This window comes from Jeotgalibaca arthritidis (assembly GCF_011100465.1).
GTDB classification, from domain to species: Bacteria; Bacillota; Bacilli; order Lactobacillales; family Aerococcaceae; genus Jeotgalibaca; species Jeotgalibaca arthritidis.
The window spans coordinates 528,614-543,678 of sequence record NZ_CP049740.1 but is presented as its reverse complement, the minus strand read 5'-3'; the positions used below and the strand labels follow the sequence as shown (position 1 = coordinate 543,678).

20 protein-coding genes and 4 pseudogenes are annotated in these 15,065 nt (G+C 36.8%); 15 read left to right on the top strand and 9 right to left on the bottom strand.

Annotated elements, in window-relative coordinates; genetic code table 11:
• Positions 1-621, top strand: a complete 621-nt coding sequence (locus G7057_RS02700) for an ATP-binding cassette domain-containing protein (RefSeq protein WP_227004635.1) — start codon at positions 1-3, stop codon at positions 619-621.
• Positions 622-1,224: 603 nt separating this feature from the next.
• Here the strand turns inward: G7057_RS02700 and G7057_RS02695 are convergent.
• A pseudogene (locus tag G7057_RS02695) lies at positions 1,225-1,461 on the bottom strand (tyrosine-type recombinase/integrase); the annotation flags it as partial.
• Positions 1,462-1,660: 199 nt separating this feature from the next.
• Between G7057_RS02695 and G7057_RS02690 the strand changes: the two are divergent.
• Positions 1,661-2,284 (top strand): annotated as a pseudogene (locus G7057_RS02690) (site-specific DNA-methyltransferase); the annotation flags it as partial.
• Positions 2,285-2,677: 393 nt separating this feature from the next.
• Here G7057_RS02690 and G7057_RS11920 read toward each other — a convergent pair.
• From G7057_RS11920 to G7057_RS02675, 3 genes are read right to left on the bottom strand one after another with little or no spacing between them, the layout of a single operon-like run.
• Positions 2,678-2,851 carry an ATP-binding protein gene (locus tag G7057_RS11920; RefSeq protein WP_264372185.1) on the bottom strand — a complete coding sequence of 58 codons (174 nt, stop codon included), beginning with the start codon at positions 2,849-2,851 and terminating at the stop codon, positions 2,678-2,680.
• A complete protein-coding gene (locus G7057_RS02680; RefSeq protein ID WP_166161158.1) occupies positions 2,848-3,426 on the bottom strand; it encodes an ATP-binding protein in 579 nt (192 codons plus the stop codon). Before G7057_RS02680 ends, G7057_RS11920 begins: the two co-directional genes overlap by 4 nt.
• 31 nt (positions 3,427-3,457) lie before the next feature.
• Positions 3,458-3,661, bottom strand: a complete 204-nt coding sequence (locus G7057_RS02675; RefSeq protein WP_405002646.1) for a Mu transposase domain-containing protein — start codon at positions 3,659-3,661, stop codon at positions 3,458-3,460.
• Between the two features lie 425 nt (positions 3,662-4,086).
• Between G7057_RS02675 and G7057_RS02670 the strand changes: the two genes are divergently transcribed.
• From G7057_RS02670 to G7057_RS02660, 3 genes are all read left to right on the top strand, one after another.
• Positions 4,087-5,118 (top strand): SPFH domain-containing protein, encoded by a 1,032-nt coding sequence (locus G7057_RS02670; protein WP_452171078.1) that lies wholly within the window; start codon positions 4,087-4,089, stop codon positions 5,116-5,118.
• Positions 5,118-5,315: a PTS ascorbate transporter subunit IIC gene (locus tag G7057_RS02665; RefSeq protein ID WP_166161152.1), complete on the top strand. Its 198-nt coding sequence runs from the start codon at positions 5,118-5,120 to the stop codon at positions 5,313-5,315. The genes G7057_RS02670 and G7057_RS02665 overlap by 1 nt, the downstream gene beginning before the upstream one ends.
• A 150-nt stretch (positions 5,316-5,465) precedes the next feature.
• On the top strand, positions 5,466-5,690 hold the full coding sequence (locus G7057_RS02660; protein WP_166161150.1) for a hypothetical protein: 225 nt from the start codon (positions 5,466-5,468) through the stop codon (positions 5,688-5,690).
• Between the two features lie 187 nt (positions 5,691-5,877).
• On the opposite strand, the pseudogene G7057_RS02655 reads toward G7057_RS02660, so the two are convergent.
• Positions 5,878-6,132: pseudogene (locus tag G7057_RS02655) on the bottom strand (IS3 family transposase); the annotation flags it as partial.
• Here G7057_RS02655 and G7057_RS02650 point away from each other — a divergent pair.
• On the top strand, positions 6,081-6,416 hold the full coding sequence (locus tag G7057_RS02650) for a GFA family protein (protein ID WP_227004633.1): 336 nt from the start codon (positions 6,081-6,083) through the stop codon (positions 6,414-6,416). The pseudogene G7057_RS02655 and the gene G7057_RS02650 sit on opposite strands and share 52 nt — an antisense overlap.
• A gap of 81 nt (positions 6,417-6,497) precedes the next feature.
• Here the strand turns inward: G7057_RS02650 and G7057_RS02645 are convergent, their stop codons facing one another.
• On the bottom strand, positions 6,498-6,977 hold the full coding sequence (locus tag G7057_RS02645; RefSeq protein WP_166161144.1) for a GNAT family N-acetyltransferase: 480 nt from the start codon (positions 6,975-6,977) through the stop codon (positions 6,498-6,500).
• Positions 6,978-6,999: 22 nt separating this feature from the next.
• Positions 7,000-7,449, bottom strand: coding sequence for an Rrf2 family transcriptional regulator (locus tag G7057_RS02640; RefSeq protein ID WP_166161142.1), 450 nt, complete (start codon positions 7,447-7,449; stop codon positions 7,000-7,002).
• A 150-nt stretch (positions 7,450-7,599) separates the two neighbouring features.
• Here G7057_RS02640 and G7057_RS02635 point away from each other — a divergent pair, with 150 nt between their 5' ends.
• The 5 genes and pseudogenes from G7057_RS02635 to G7057_RS02620 all read left to right on the top strand — a co-directional run bounded on the left by G7057_RS02635 (position 7,600) and on the right by G7057_RS02620 (position 10,288).
• The gene (locus G7057_RS02635) at positions 7,600-8,238 is read left to right on the top strand and encodes an NAD(P)-dependent oxidoreductase (protein ID WP_166161140.1); all 639 of its coding nucleotides are present in this window, start codon (positions 7,600-7,602) and stop codon (positions 8,236-8,238) included.
• 460 nt (positions 8,239-8,698) lie between these two features.
• A pseudogene (locus G7057_RS11815) lies at positions 8,699-8,914 on the top strand (heavy metal translocating P-type ATPase); the annotation flags it as partial.
• Positions 8,915-9,005: 91 nt separating this feature from the next.
• Positions 9,006-9,239: a heavy-metal-associated domain-containing protein gene (locus G7057_RS02630; protein WP_166161138.1), complete on the top strand. Its 234-nt coding sequence runs from the start codon at positions 9,006-9,008 to the stop codon at positions 9,237-9,239.
• Positions 9,240-9,262: 23 nt separating this feature from the next.
• The gene (locus G7057_RS02625) at positions 9,263-9,562 is read left to right on the top strand and encodes an iron-sulfur cluster repair di-iron protein, ric (protein WP_166161136.1); all 300 of its coding nucleotides are present in this window, start codon (positions 9,263-9,265) and stop codon (positions 9,560-9,562) included.
• 27 nt (positions 9,563-9,589) lie between these two features.
• Complete coding sequence (locus G7057_RS02620) at positions 9,590-10,288, top strand: Crp/Fnr family transcriptional regulator (RefSeq protein ID WP_227004632.1); 699 nt, start codon at positions 9,590-9,592, stop codon at positions 10,286-10,288.
• A gap of 501 nt (positions 10,289-10,789) precedes the next feature.
• Here G7057_RS02620 and G7057_RS02615 read toward each other — a convergent pair.
• Both G7057_RS02615 and G7057_RS02610 read right to left on the bottom strand, forming a co-directional pair.
• Positions 10,790-11,203: a PTS transporter subunit EIIB gene (locus tag G7057_RS02615; protein WP_166161134.1), complete on the bottom strand. Its 414-nt coding sequence runs from the start codon at positions 11,201-11,203 to the stop codon at positions 10,790-10,792.
• Between the two features lie 65 nt (positions 11,204-11,268).
• Positions 11,269-12,456: a helix-turn-helix domain-containing protein gene (locus G7057_RS02610; protein WP_166161132.1), complete on the bottom strand. Its 1,188-nt coding sequence runs from the start codon at positions 12,454-12,456 to the stop codon at positions 11,269-11,271.
• A gap of 118 nt (positions 12,457-12,574) precedes the next feature.
• Between G7057_RS02610 and G7057_RS02605 the strand changes: the two genes are divergently transcribed.
• From G7057_RS02605 to G7057_RS11805, 4 genes are all read left to right on the top strand, one after another.
• Complete coding sequence (locus G7057_RS02605) at positions 12,575-13,552, top strand: NAD-dependent epimerase/dehydratase family protein (RefSeq protein ID WP_193566096.1); 978 nt, start codon at positions 12,575-12,577, stop codon at positions 13,550-13,552.
• A gap of 457 nt (positions 13,553-14,009) precedes the next feature.
• A complete protein-coding gene (locus G7057_RS11975) occupies positions 14,010-14,090 on the top strand; it encodes an NUDIX hydrolase N-terminal domain-containing protein (protein WP_227004686.1) in 81 nt (26 codons plus the stop codon).
• Complete coding sequence (locus tag G7057_RS02600; RefSeq protein ID WP_227004685.1) at positions 14,078-14,467, top strand: HAD family hydrolase; 390 nt, start codon at positions 14,078-14,080, stop codon at positions 14,465-14,467. The genes G7057_RS11975 and G7057_RS02600 overlap by 13 nt, the downstream gene beginning before the upstream one ends.
• Complete coding sequence (locus G7057_RS11805) at positions 14,464-14,685, top strand: GNAT family N-acetyltransferase (protein WP_227004631.1); 222 nt, start codon at positions 14,464-14,466, stop codon at positions 14,683-14,685. Before G7057_RS02600 ends, G7057_RS11805 begins: the two co-directional genes overlap by 4 nt.
• Positions 14,686-15,065 lie beyond the last annotated feature (380 nt).

Genomic DNA, 15,065 nt, shown 5'->3' with positions numbered 1-15,065 from the left:
TTGGAACAAACATTTATTGAATGTTATGATGTCGGTAAATCATTTGAAGATAAGGTTGTTTTTGATGATTATAATTGCCGTATTGGTAAGGGTGAATTTGTAATCATTACTGGTGAAAGCGGCTGTGGCAAAACGACTTTGCTAAATATGATTGGTGGGTTAGAACCTGTATCTACTGGCACCATCAGAGTCAATGACCTGGATATTACAGATACGAAAAATCTTAAAATGTACTATCGAGATACGGTAGGTTTTGTTTTCCAAAACTTTGCTTTGGTAGAACAGAAAACAGTTAAAGAAAACTTGGAAATGGTCCATCCGAAAGGAAAAACGGATATGACCATAGAAGAAGCTCTTGAGACAGTTGGTCTGGAAGATACATTGCAGCAGAAGGTATATGCTCTTTCTGGCGGTGAACAGCAACGGATCGCTTTAGCTAGACTACGTCTGAAAAATTGCCAGCTTATTTTGGCAGATGAGCCTACGGGCTCGCTTGACCACAAAAATGGGCAGATGGTGATGGAGGCTCTTCACCAATTAAATCGTGAAGGAAAAACTGTACTAATGGTCACCCATGATACAAGTTTGATACAGTCAGGTGATCGATTGATTAAGCTGTAGTATATAAGATTTGAAAATTAATTAAATTCTTATATAAAACAGGTTTTTACGGAAATCTAATAATTGTATTTTACAATCAGCACTATATCCTTTATACAAGCGATCTGGAGAAACTTCTAGAAATGTATGTAACTGTTCCCCTTTTTTCAGTGATGACTTCATGGTGTATAAGTCGTTTATGTTCAATTGATTCTCTAAAAATATTGATTTAACTAATTATCATGGTAAAGGAAGAGTCATCGATTCAAATTTGGTTGGTAGCTTTAATAGATTTAACCGATAAGTATAAATGTTTTACTAGAAATAAGTTTGTTTATCTTACGTTATTATGTTATTGAATTAGGATGATTGTATTCAACTAGCATCATTTTGGTTCAAATTGGTTCAAGTAATATCATTTTCAATCCTTTTTCATACATTTTCATCAATTTGAAAATGCATGAAACGTTGATATAAAGGGATTCCAATGGATTAGGTACACTTAGAATTTACCTGTATATTTCTCAAAACGTTAATTGCTGCAGCCGTTGCGAATTCATTCGCTTACGGATACAGTATGGGACGGAGATTTCACAGAAATCGAGTACCATTCAATTATACAGTTCAAGGCACTTTCCAACTTGTTGGAAGGTGTTTTTTTTTGTATTTAGTCTCTGAATTGTCCAGATAATAATTCATTGTTGTTTGCAGATTTGAATGACCTAACATCTTTGAAGCATATTCCAATCGAATATCGTTTGAAAATAGAAACGATGCGATAGTATCCCGTAATCCATGAAAGGTCGTGCTGGGTAGTTCTAATTTTGCCAATAGCTTTTTTTCAAAAGTTGAGTTTGAAAATACTTATAAACAAGGTGAGTTTGATAGAGAAGATATGCGGACTTTCGAGCGTTTCCATAAATGGGAAAACTATGTGGAAGAGAGGGAATAAGGAAAAGCGGTGTACAGCCCTTTATCCTTATTTCTTTTTTTGTCTGTTTTGATTAAGATTTAGTGTAAAATAGAAGTTATAGAAATTAAATGTGATAGAGGAGAATGTATAGTGAAAATTGAACCAAGACTCTTTGATGAATTAAAAAAAGTTTTAGCTTATTTTGGCGAGAAGTATTTTGTAGGTGAAGAATTAAATCGGTCAAAAATAAGTGATGATTTAAGGAATTATGATGAAGTATTGCTTGAAGAATTATTTAAAGTGGATTTTATTAAACAGCATTTTTTTAAAGAAGTTGCAGGACAAAAATTATTTCAGGTTGAACAATTGGAAGAGGCTATTCTTTATAATGATTATTGGGATACGAGTTATACGAAATACGAAAATCGTATTGGATTAGCTTTTAAAGGTAAATTTTTAGAGGACAGTCAGGATGTGGTATTAGATTTTCCGTTTAAAGATGGGATTTTAACAGCTGCGATGACAAAAGAAGATAATGAAGATGGCTATGATGATGCTTTTTTAAATGAAGTGATTGAAAAAGATGAGATTGACCGATTATTTGATAAGAAAGTATTTGTGAACAGTAAGCGATTTGATGAAACGGGTGAATCAACGGTAATAGAATTTAATGAAGATACCGATAATTTGATTATTAAAGGAAATAATTTGCTTGCTTTACATGCGATTAAAGAGAAGTACGCTGGGAAAGTGAAAGTAATCTACATAGATATACATAGTTTATTAAAATACTGTTCTTTAAGTATTTACAGAGGTCTTTTATGGAACGAAGTAACTATTTAAAGTAGAGTATTTTAAGTGTTTTAAGTTGAGTGGCAAGAAGTTTGGATTAAGAGACAGTAACTTAATATAGCATGATCATATCAACTATTACCATCTGTACCTCACTTGTTTTTTTAATAGATTGTATTTTCCTATTCTCTATTCTGTCAAAATGGTCGTTCCTACCTGCATAATTTTAGAGTATACCCTTATTGAATTCAAAATATTAGTTTTATAATAGGGGTGTGGTGTATGGAAAAATTAATTACAGTTCATAAAGCTGTAAATGTCAACTGAAAAAGGGTCCAGCTTGCTATTGAAAATGGGGCCACTATGCTAGGTCTAGTTAGTTGTCATGGAATCAATCCAAGAGCTAGTTTGTTTAATGCGGTAACTTTCTCCTCGCATGTCTATGACATGTGCTTGATAAGCGAGACGGTCCACGAGGGCTGCTGTTAAGGTTGTATCTTTGAAACATTCATGCCAGCGATCAAAGGTTAAGTTGCTTGTAATCATAATTGAACCTTTGTCATTACGGTTGGATAGTAAATTGAATAAGAGTTCTGCCCCGACTCATCGAAAGATAAATAACCTAATTCATCGATAATTACAAGGTCGACACTTTCAAAGCGACGTTTAAAACGGACAAATTGACTCTGGGTCACCGCTTCTTTTAATTGGATGATTAAGTTAGGGGCATTAACGAATTGGACATTGAAGCCTTGCAGGCAGGCTTCAATCCCAATGGCGATACTAAAATGTGTTTTGCTGGTTCCCGGATTGCCTATCAAAATCGCATTTTCTTTGCGCTTAATAAATTCGAGCGAGGTCAATACGCGCAATTGCTTACGACTTGTTTCAGGAAAGACTGTATCATCAAAATCAGCTAAATACTTCTTTTGTTGAAACTTGGCTTGAGTGATTCGCCGTTGATAACTGCGGTTACGTCGGTGCGATACTTCTTCTGTGAGTAATTCTGTTAAGGCTTCCTCGAAGTTTAAACCCCGTTGATTCACTTCTTTAATAAAGCTGTCATGATATTCTCTCGTATAAGATAACTTTAATTCTCTGGCTGCTTCTTCAATCATCATGAATACACACGCTCCAATCCATAGAGTCGATTCAGGCGTTGCCAATCTGCTTCAATGGCATCGGTGATAGCTTCTGCTTTTGTAGATGGCAGACTTCGGTGTGATGGGCATAAACGACAAAGTAGTCATGGTAGACCTTTAATTGAACCGTTTGACCCACCAAATAGTCTGGCACTGAATATGCATTGCTTTCAAATTGAATATGACTATATTTATTCACGCGACATTGAGCGATTTGGGCGATTGTGACTTTTGCATTATTCTCAGTGGCGGAGGTTTGTTATTATAGTTTGAGTGAATATTTAACAGAGCGTGAGTTTACCTCTAAGCAATATCAGTCAATCAATCAACCTTAAGTAATTTCTGTTTGAAAGATCCACTCCCTGTTCTTACACCTTATCGAGTATGATCGGTAGGGTGTTTTTTGCTTAATTCCAAGGTAAGCATGGTGCTAGTCTAATCGCTCTCTTTGTATTCCCTGTATACCATTTCGGATTTTAAAAAGCTTAAAACTTTCATCTTAATTGGCAGATTCTTAATCAAATATTAACTTCTAGGGATTGACAGACGAGATTCTTACTGATATCATAATGATATCAAATAGATTTTAGAGGAGAGAATATGAATACAGTTGAGAAAAAGCTCAGCCAGAGCGATAACATTGAAGAAATTCAATTAAAAGGCAAAAATAAAGGTTTCTTTGTACTAGGGTTGTATTTTGTTCTACTCTTAGTTTCAATTGTTTTATTTATCGTGAACGTTAATGTTCTTGATAAAGGGGATGGCAATGCACTGAATGTCGCTTTATTAGTGACCAGTATCTCATACTTGGTGCTTGGATGGATTATGTTATTGGGGCTAAAAGTATTGAAACCTCAAGAATCATTAGTGCTGACATTATTTGGTAAATATATTGGGACACTTAAAGGCGAAGGATTTTACTTTATTAATCCATTCTCTCAAACGTTTAACCCGGCAGCCAATACCAAATTAAGTCAAAGTGGCGACGTTAAAGAAGAAAATCGCTCCATTTTGAATACGGGTAGTGAAGGGGCTAGTCTTGACTTAGGAAACAAAAAGATTTCTTTAAAAGTCATGACTTTAAATAATAGCAAACAAAAAATCAATGACTATTTAGGGAATCCAGTGGAAATTGGGATTGCGGTCATGTGGAAAGTGAATGACACAGCCAAAGCGGTGTTTAATGTTGATAACTTTAAAGAATATTTATCACTTCAAACAGACTCAGCCTTAAGAAACATTATTCGTCAGTACCCTTATGATGTAAATACAAACTTTGAAATCGATACGACTGGAGACGGTGAACCGGATGATGGTTCATTACGTGGCTCAAGTGAAGTTGTAGCAAGTCGTATTAAAGATGAAATCCAAAGACGCGTTGAATTTGCAGGTCTTGAAATTATTGAAGCGCGAATTACCCATCTATCTTATGCGCCTGAGATCGCAGCCGCGATGTTACAAAGACAACAAGCTTCTGCCTTAATTGATGCACGAGCGATGATTGTAGATGGTGCGGTAGGAATGGTCGAAATGGCTTTAGATAAACTTCAAGAAAACAATGTCGTCGAATTGGATGAAGAAAGAAAAGCAGCAATGGTGTCGAACTTACTGGTAGTCTTATGCGGCAACAGTGAAGTTTCACCAATTGTTAACTCAGGTAGTCTTTATTAGTGGGTGCCAAAAAACAAATCCCGCTTAGAGTTTCTGCAAAGCTCTATGAACAGATAGTGGCTTGGGCGGAAGATGATTTCCGTTCAATTAATGGACAAATTGAATACCTCCTAACGGAGTGTGTAAAGCAACGGAAAAAAGATGGCAAGTATGTCTCAGAAACTTTAGATGAAGGCATTGAACTTGATATCGAGTAATCTGTTTAAAAGGATATCCTTGAATAATGGACGCAAGTCTGTTGTTCAAGGATTTTTATATATTTTATGTGCATTGTTTTTTATTTAATAATAGCCAAAAAATAAATCAGTTAAAGGACGCAAAATCAGACGGAAGTATTTCAGGATATAGTGGATTCTTTCAACAAAGAAACAAAAGATGGTAGTAATACGACTGAATATTCACTATTGCTAACTAAAGCATTGGAAGCTATTAAAGGTAAGCGTGAAGAGACTGGACGCATGTCTCTTTTTACTCCTGGGGGAACACATTTAACAACATCGCAAGAAGAAATTAGTCTAGAGGAAGTAGAGCTAATCTCATTTTTAATTATAAGGGAGAGTGTGAATGGATAGTAAGGAGCTGATTAATTTATTTGATGGAATGGCAACACTTTTCTAGACAAAAATTATAAGGTCTGTTTATGACACCATATCCAGTTGCCCTTGACAACGAGCCCCCTCAAATCGGTTTTCTTAGCGGCGTGCTCACTTTGAATAAAATAAGCCGCTCGAACAGAAGGTAACCGATTCTTGCTCATTATCAAGGGTTCGCTACGCCAACCTCCGCATAGCGTACCTCAATTGGTGTTTTATAACCAAGAGAACTATGGATCCGATGATGATTCCACCAATTGACATAATCAAAACATTCTAATTCTAAGTGTGCCATCGTTTCAAATTGATATTGACTCACAAATTCCGTCTTAAAAGCTTTGTAAGTCGCTTCTGAAACGGCATTATCAGATGGACATCCAGGCTTACTCAAGGAGCGTTGAATGCCAAATGTGTCGTAAGTTAACAGGATCTACTGGATTTGCCAGTTTAGAATTTAAAGATGATATCACTTATATTTCGAGAGAAAACTTAGGGACATATGATTCATCTCCTAATGCAACTCGAGGATTTTGTAAAAAGTGTGGTACAAGTTTGTTTGATCACTACAAACCAATGAATGCCTACTTTGTCCCGCCAGCAATTATAGAAAACCTACCTGATGAAAAAATTAAGTTTGTTGAAGAAATCTACTATGACAATAAGCCGTGTTATTACACGTTTGCTAATGATATCAAAAATTGTTAGTCGATTATACGTTAAAGACACCTTCCAGTTTTGGCAAGGTGTCTTTTTGATTTGGAATAAATTACTTTAACGAAATTCAATTTATCCGTAGAACTCCTTCAAATACCAAGCATCCATAGCTGAATGCTCTGACCCAGGTAGGGGTTCTTTTAACAATGTGAATCCAAATTTTTCATAAAGTAAACAAGCAGGTTTTAATTGCTGCATGGTTTCTAGGTAGCACATATCATAATGCGTAGCCGCAAATGTTAGGGCAGTTTCCATTAATTGATTGGCGAGTCCGAGACCTTGTGCTTGTGGGCTTAAATATAGTTTTTGTAATTCACACATATTAGTGTGATTATTGAAGGGCGCTATCCCAATGCCACCAACAACGTCGCCGTCTTGTTCAACGACCCAATAGTTGGCATGGCTTAAATCATTATAATAAGTGTACAGATCATGAAGTTGCGGGTCAAAATAGGCTGAGCCAGGAATTGCCAGTCCAAGTGATTCTAATGAGCGCTGTATAATGGTTTTTACTTTTGAATTATCTTCTTTTTTCATTTTTCGAATCGTCATAACCAATCTCCTTAAGCGATACTCAATGCTCACTTTCAACCTTTAGTGCTTCATTTTTAAGAACATCATCGACAATTTGATCAAGGGTAGTCGTTTCAAGAACCTGTTCGAGCGCACGTTGAGCACTAATAAAAATAGGATCAATCGTCTCTTGGATATTTCTGCCAACGATACAGTTGGGATTTGGATTGTCGTGGATGCTGAACAATTCATTGTCTTTCACAACATGAACGGCTTTATAAACATCAAGCAAGCTTATCTCAGCTAGTCCCTTTACAAGCGTCGCTCCTGCTACACCGGGGCGAACGCTAATTAAATGTGCTTTCTTTAGCATACCCATAATCTTCCTAATCATAGCTGGATTGGTATTAACGCTCTTGGCTAAACGTTCTGACGAACTGATGTCATCTTTATTAAGTTCAATTAGTGTGAGTATATGGATGCCAACTGAAAATCTACTGCTAATCGACATAATTAGTCTCCTTTCTATCAAAAAGCTGTCACTCTCTTAGTTACAAGTCTATTATAGCGTAAAAAACGTGATTTGTTGACATCACCCTAGCTTGTAACTATAATGATTACAAGTTAGGGTTTGTACTAAAAGTAAGTGGGAGGAAGAAACATGAAAATTGGAATTATTGGAGCTAGCGGAAAAGCAGGACAGTTGATACTAGAAGAAGCAGCGACTCGTGGGCACGAAGTTACAGCGATTGTCAGAGACAAATCGAAAGTAAAAAATACAAAAGTTGCTGTGATTGAAAAGGACATTTATAGTCTGACAAAAAATGATACCACTCAGTTTGACATTATCGTGAATGCGTTTGGTGCGCCTATCGGTGAAGAACAAGCTCACGTGGATGCAGGACATGCTCTAATTGAAGCTGTTAAGGGAACAGATACACGAATCATTGTCGTTGGTGGAGCAGGAAGCTTGTATGTAGACGAAAACAAGACGCTTCGTGTCATTGATACACCAGATTTTCCAGATGTGTTTAAACCAACTGCGAACGGGCAAGCGAGAAACTTCGCTGAGCTACAAAATACAACGGATGTGAAATGGACATTTATTAGTCCATCTGCCGTATTTGATGCAGACGGAAAGAGAACAGGAACATATCAAACAGGCAAAGACCAACTCCTTGTGAATTCAAAAGGGGAGAGCTACATCAGCTATGCAGACTACGCTGTTGCTATTTTGGATGAAATAGAAAACTCACAACACATCAATGAACGTTTTACGGTTGTTGGTGAGAATGAATAGATTGAGAATATGGACGAAGACACTTCCGATTTTGGGAGTGTTTTTTAGTAGACTAGGGGATTATAAGTTCAGGCATCAATGTCTAGCTCCCAAGTCCTGACCTAGTGAAAAAAAGATAAATTTTCCCCATTGCGCGCTTCGCTGCTCGCTAACGCATATCATTCGACTAACCCGCTGAAGCGTGAAGTCTCCTGACAATTCAGGATCAAATTTCCTATTTTTTCATAGGCCAAGGCGGACTTGTCCGCTTTTCTTATAACTTCCCATAACTTGACCCCCATCAATTCCCATCCCCCTCCAACCCTCTATACTAAAGCTAACAACAGACAACAAACGGAATAGGGGAGAAACATCATGCAAAGATATGTATTAACTAAAAAGAATCAGATAGCCTTGGTTGGGGGAATCTTGATTGTGATGGCCTTTTTTGGGCGGTTTGTGTTAGATAATCTAATCATTTTCAATTTTTAGTCGATTACCACATGCACTCGGATTAGCTAAAGCTATTTCGCGGAACATGAAGCAGAATATCGCCATAGCTATTGGCGTAGTTTTGATTTTGCTAGGGAGTGTCTTGTTTGGTGACTGGATGACGATGTCGATTGGCATGGTAGTGCATGAGGCTAGTATCTTAGTCGTTATCTTAAATGGGATGCGCTTATTACGGTATCGGTGAATAAAGGTGTCAAACTTGATGTGGGTCAATTTTTTATCGATTCAATTCATTTATAATGGGGTTATCAGATAGAAATAAAGGAGAATGCCACATGAAAAAAGCAGTTATTCAACTGGAAACATTAGCCTGTCCATCCTGTATGCAAAAGATTGAGAATGCCGTCAAGAGATTAACAGGTGTTGACCAATCCAGTGTTAAAGTGCTGTTTAATGCGAGTAAAGTACGTCTAGATTTCAATTCAGCCTTAATCGAACTAGCTGACATTGAAAAAGCCATTGAAAAATCAGGTTATCAAGTGCTTAAATCCAAACTGAAGCCAGCCTAAATGACAAGGAAAGAGTGAGAAAAATGTCTGAAAAAACAGTTATTAACCAAATGAATCAATATGATGAGACACTAGATTTATATACTCATGCGATTAAGCGTGCGCATGGCGACCACCATCCAGAAGTTTTTGAAATAAGAGAGCTCTTTGAAACAATGAGAGAAAAAATAACAAACGTAGCAGAGGGTCAGCTTTATTTAAATGAGGAATTTAATCGACTTAGAACGATTACGCATGATTACAGTGTTCCAGACGATGTTTGTCAAACCTATGAGAAAACAGTTGAGATGTTGTCGGAATTAGATAGAATATACTATGAGTAGAGTTGTTTAAAAAAAGGAGATGTTATTTTGGATCAAGACCAACACTGCCATCACCACCATGAACCCTGTGTTCGGATTGTACCGATTTTTAATCACTTAGAAGATGAGCAAATGGCTATTATTGCCCGTTCTGCCAAGTCCCGTCATTTGAAGAAAGGAGAAATCCTGTTTCGAGCCAACGAAGGGGGAGATACGTTGTATATTATCCATTCGGGAAAAGTTCGGATGTACCATTTGTCGGAATCAGGCAAGGAACAATTGGTTCGTATATTGAATCCGGGTGACTTTACAGGTGAATTAGCTATTTTTCAAGCAACGAGCCGCCATGAAAACTATGCCGAAGCTCTACTAGATACCGATGTTTGCTTAATTAAGCGAGAGGATTTGCAAAAATATCTCGTCGATTATCCGCAGATTTCATTGAAGATTCTATCGGAACTGACGATGCGCTTGAAAGAGTCAGAAAAACAAACGACCCAAGTTGCAATTGAGCAGGTTGAAAATCGCATTATCTCATTTTTAGCTGAGAATGTTGGTCAGGATAGTGGCAATAGCCCAACTGTTACCTTACCCATGACCAAAAAAGATTTAGCTTCCTACCTGGGAACCACTCCCGAAACCATCAGCCGCAAATTTAAAGACTTAGAAGAACGGGGACTCATTGAACAGCTTTCCCAAAAGACCATTAAAATCGTTGATTTAGATGAGTTGTTGCTTGATAACTAATCATCTATATCCATCAATCGCCACCCCAAAAGAGTCTAGTTTGAGATTTTTGTGGAATGATTTTACTAATAAATAACTAAGTATAGCGTCTGGACTATTGACTGGAAGTCCTACTGCATCGGCACCACGACGACCACCTAGCTAAAGGCAACAGCCTAACTAAGTTTGATAGAGCTAACAAATTAAAATCTGGATCGAAATTAAAGCGACTTTTCCCTGGCGTTTGATTGGCGGGTTCACCCAATTGAATGGAGAATGAAAAAAGTTAGATAGATCATTGTAAAGCCATAAATAATGCATGAAATAAATTTTTTATATGATAGTGAATTCTGTTGTAAATGAAACCATAGCTATAGCACATATCATTCATTAAAAAAAACATTCAGAAAGTAGATTTTAAGTTTACTTTTTGAATGTTTTTTTAATGAAAGACTAATTATTTATTTTGTTTTTGTAGGATTTTTTGGCTTTTCCCGTTTTTCTAGCATGGACATGTTGTCATTATAGCCCCAAATGTAAGTAAGAATAAACGCCAAAGCAAGTGTCACAGCGGTAACCAAAACAGCATACCAAAAAATATGAAGTGATGCCATTAACTGGGTCAATATAGGAAGGCAGCTCAATAATCGAACCTATAATGTTCCACATATTAATTCGAAAGACTCCTGCGATCACTTCATCATAAATGTCATCGACTGCTTGCACTACAACGACTTGGAATTGGCTATTTGCTTCAACGATACCTATCACACCATCTAAGTGTTCGAGTTTCTCTTTTTCTAGAATCGTTTCGTCTTTTAAATAATAACGTAAGCGTGTGATGCAATGAATGACACGATTAATATTCTCTTCACCCCCAACAAAATCAATGATGTCTGTAGCGAGCGATTTATAATCTTTTTTCTTAATACTCATGTAATAATTTCCTGTAAGGGTATTATATCGGATTGAATAAAACAATCCACATGAAAAGCATTTGTCTATTTTCTTGCTAGCATTTTCTCTTGGTGAGGTGTGATCTGAAAGACTTTCTTATAGTTCCGAATAAAAGTATTTGTGTCTAGGAAGCCTACTTTTAAGGCAACTTCAGTGACATTCAATGGTAGATTCAAAAGTAATAACCTGCCAATCTGCACACGATGAAAATTTAATAATTCTTTGAACGTTAGATCAAACTTTTTCTTCAATAGCTCATTGATCTTGTCTTCAGAAAAGCGAGTTTGTGCAACTAAGGATTCTAATGTTAAAGGAGATAAGCAATTCTCTAATATATATAGGGCAACGTCCCAAGCGTCATTATAAGCAATCAGTTGATTCTGACTATTCAATTGCTCTCTGTAAACATTAGGAGTCTGGTTATGGACATTTTTGAATTGTTTATAAAAGTTAGCATTGGATTTATAGCCACATATGGATCCAATCTGCTGGACTGTTAAATCAGGGAACTGTAACAGAGCAGTGGCATTGCGAATCCTAACTTGATTAAGTAATTGACTAAATGTAAAATGTGTTGCTTCTTTTAATTCATCTTGAACCCTTTCTAACGAAAGAGATAGGGCCTTTGCTACAAGGTCAAGTGTCAAATCGTCTTGATGATGAAGGTGTATATATTCCAAACAGCGCCATCTCTCTGCAGATGGTTTCACAGCAGGGGTGACGAGAGGAACGGTCTGTATGGTATAAGAAATAAATGAGACTAATGATAAGTGTAAATTCTCAAAGGAAGTATGACCATGTTTCTTTTCATATAAAACGTCTTCGCACAGTGCAGTCAAAAGATTAACTTTCCTTTCCGGCAAAGGTAGTATTGATATTATGGAGTCGAGGTGATTAACATGAGATAAATAATGTTTCTCATTAACAGAGGAAAGTAACAACAATCCAAGTGAAAAACGAATACGATAAATGGTCAACGATTCACCAGCATCAAGAACAAAGCGGTGAATATGATAGGGCAAAAGATGGATGAGATGATTTTCTCTTACAGGAAATAGCTTACCATTAATATCAATATGCCCCGTTCCGGAAATAATAAAAATGAATTCAACTTCATTACAAAATAACCGATTTTCGGTTTTTACAACTGTCTCATAAGTTAAAAGAAGGTCTTGTGGACGAAAATTTTCAGAAAAATAATGACCACTAACATAAGGATAATTTTTAGACATAAAGTACAACTCCTGATCTAATAAAAGTGAAAGCTTAGCGGAATTATGATGATTTTTTAAGTTTTAAATGCATTATACTATATATGTGAATAAGATAACAAGAAAAGGAGATTAGATTATGTCAAAAGTATTTATTTTAGGTGGAACAGGTTTTTTAGGTTACTATACAACGAAGGAATTGCTTGCACGTGGTTATGAAGTAAAGACAATGGCATTACCACCTATGCCAGCAGAAGGATTATTCCCAAGTCAGGTTGACATTCAATTAGGTGATATTAACCAATTATCAGATAAAGAAATTATTGACATGCTTTCTGATTGTAGCGGTTTTATGTACGCAGCAGGCGCTGATGAACGAGTTACACCAGTAAAGCCAGCATTAAAATTCTTCTATGAAGCAAATGTCCTACCAACTCAAAGATTAGCTCGTTTAGCAAGACAAGCGGGTGTGAAGAAATTTGTGGTTTACGGTTCATATTTTTCTGAGTTTGCGGAGCGTTTTGATGGGAAATATGATTTAAAAAATCAAGGGTACCCCAATACTCGTTTATTGCAAGAACAAGTAGCATTTGCTGAAGGTGAGGGAGCAATGGACGTCATGAGTTTACGTTTACCGTATATTTTCGGTACTATGCCTGGAAGAATGCCGTTATGGAAAATGTTCACTGATCAAATCAAAGGACGTCCTGTTTTTCCATCATTAAAAGGTGGAACTGCTATGGTTACAGTAGAACAAGTGGCTGAAGCAGCAGTTGGGGCAATGGAGAATGGCAAGCATCGTAAGACTTATGCTATTTCAGCTTTAAATATGAAGTTTGAAGAATTTTACAAAATGATGGTTGAGGCTCTTGGTCAGTCTGATACCACTCAAGTTGCTGTCGTCCCGTTTGAACAGATAAGAGAATCTTACGAACAAGTTGATAAGCATTCAGCAGAAAAAGGATTAGAGCATGGTATTCGTTACTCACTAATGGGTCAATTGCAAGAAGAAGACTTGTATATAAATCCAGCTGATACAATGCTAGAGTTGGGAATAAAAGATCATGATGTCATACAGTCTATTAAGGAAACATTAGTAAGATGTGTAGCGGAATAATAGAAAAAAACCTCAAATAAAAAATCGCACTTAAATTACAACAGGTATAGTACTATCTGAATGGCCAGTTAGGCTATAAAGCTTTGGCGAATAAATAGGATATATCTGATAATTCCTCCATCCAAAAGTGGGTAAGAGCTTTTCAAAAATTCGTATTGGAAGACCTAAAATCAAAACAAATGGGGCGACCTTCTATGTCCAGAAAACCGAGAAAATAAGCAAAGACCCCTTCTCTTTATCAAGCATGAAAATGACATTTCAATGTTTAAAGAAACTGATGTATCTTGTTGTTTAGAATATGCTAGCGAATTAATCGATTCGCAGACTTGAAAGTAATTGTTTAATCGATAAGAGTAGCTTGAGACGATACGATGTCTCAAGCTATTTTTGTTCATGCAGGTTTATTAGCTATCATGGTATGATAGAAAGCAGATAACGAGTAAAACGAGGTGAAGACTTGAATGAAGAAAAATGGCTAACATGGGCTAAGGAATTGCGAGCGATTGCTCAAGCGGGACTGACTTACTGGCTTATTTAAAAGAGCAAAGTTTTTTACTGGCTATCGTAACCGGTAAAGCTCGTCGAAGTTTAGATATTTCGTTAGAACAATTAGAAATGGCTGACCTGTTCGATTATATCATTACCGGCGATGATGTTGAGAAAGCCAAACCACATCCAGAAGGTATTTTTAAGGTGCTGGACAATTTAAAACTGAAGAAAGAGGATGTCATTTTTGTTGGGGATAGTGATGCAGACATTGCGGCTGGGTTGGATGCGGGTGTTCACACGGTTGGTGTGCAGTGGCTGAAAAATTACCAGACGCTCGATTTTTCCTATGAACCCCATCATTATTTTGATGATGCTCGCTTATTTAAAGCTTATGTGGCTGACTACTTTAAAGAAGAAACGAAATGATTGTTAGATCGGTCGCGTTGGCAGAGTTAGAGCAATTAATAGCCATTGAAAATGACGGCTTTACGCCAGAAGAAGCAGCTTCACGACAAGCTTTTATCGAACGTGTTACTGTCATTCCGGATAGTTTTATTGTAGCCGTGGAAGACGGCGTGATTCTAGGTTATGTCAACGGCCCAGTTATTAGCCAAGCTTATATCACTGATGACACGATTGTTTGAGTTGGCGTAAAAACACGAAATAATCGGAATTACACTGACCTGTAAAGAAGAGCTAATTAGCTTCTATGAAGGCCTAGGTTATACTAATCATGGCCTATCGGATTCAAGCCATGGAGGAGTCCGTTGGTATAATATGATGAAACGGGTTTGAAAATAGCTTGAAATGGCGAGTGGCTATTGTTTTTTAGTTCAGTCGACATAAAAATGCAAATATGTGTCGAGTAGGGCATCTTTAATGGTCTCACTCGACACTTTTATTGCAAAAGATGTCGACTGACTCGTTTTTATGCCTCTACTCGACATTTTACCGAGATTGAACTAGTCAAAACGTTAAGATGATTCACATAAAGTTTGTCTTGCGCCGACCACTTTTTACCCCT

Excerpts from the sequence above, each read along its gene's own strand:
- G7057_RS11920 (WP_264372185.1), bottom strand. The coding sequence starts at position 2,851 with ATGATTACAAGCAACTTAACCTTTGATCGCTGGCATGAATGTTTCAAA.
- G7057_RS02680 (WP_166161158.1), bottom strand. The coding sequence starts at position 3,426 with ATGATGATTGAAGAAGCAGCCAGAGAATTAAAGTTATCTTATACGAGA.
- G7057_RS02650 (WP_227004633.1), top strand. The coding sequence starts at position 6,081 with ATGGACATCCAGGCTTACTCAAGGAGCGTTGAATGCCAAATGTGTCGT.
- G7057_RS02645 (WP_166161144.1), bottom strand. The coding sequence starts at position 6,977 with ATGACGATTCGAAAAATGAAAAAAGAAGATAATTCAAAAGTAAAAACC.
- G7057_RS02640 (WP_166161142.1), bottom strand. The coding sequence starts at position 7,449 with ATGTCGATTAGCAGTAGATTTTCAGTTGGCATCCATATACTCACACTA.
- G7057_RS02635 (WP_166161140.1), top strand. The coding sequence starts at position 7,600 with ATGAAAATTGGAATTATTGGAGCTAGCGGAAAAGCAGGACAGTTGATA.
- G7057_RS02630 (WP_166161138.1), top strand. The coding sequence starts at position 9,006 with ATGAAAAAAGCAGTTATTCAACTGGAAACATTAGCCTGTCCATCCTGT.
- G7057_RS02625 (WP_166161136.1), top strand. The coding sequence starts at position 9,263 with ATGTCTGAAAAAACAGTTATTAACCAAATGAATCAATATGATGAGACA.
- G7057_RS02615 (WP_166161134.1), bottom strand. The coding sequence starts at position 11,203 with ATGAGTATTAAGAAAAAAGATTATAAATCGCTCGCTACAGACATCATT.
- G7057_RS02610 (WP_166161132.1), bottom strand. The coding sequence starts at position 12,456 with ATGTCTAAAAATTATCCTTATGTTAGTGGTCATTATTTTTCTGAAAAT.
- G7057_RS02605 (WP_193566096.1), top strand. The coding sequence starts at position 12,575 with ATGTCAAAAGTATTTATTTTAGGTGGAACAGGTTTTTTAGGTTACTAT.
- G7057_RS11805 (WP_227004631.1), top strand. The coding sequence starts at position 14,464 with ATGATTGTTAGATCGGTCGCGTTGGCAGAGTTAGAGCAATTAATAGCC.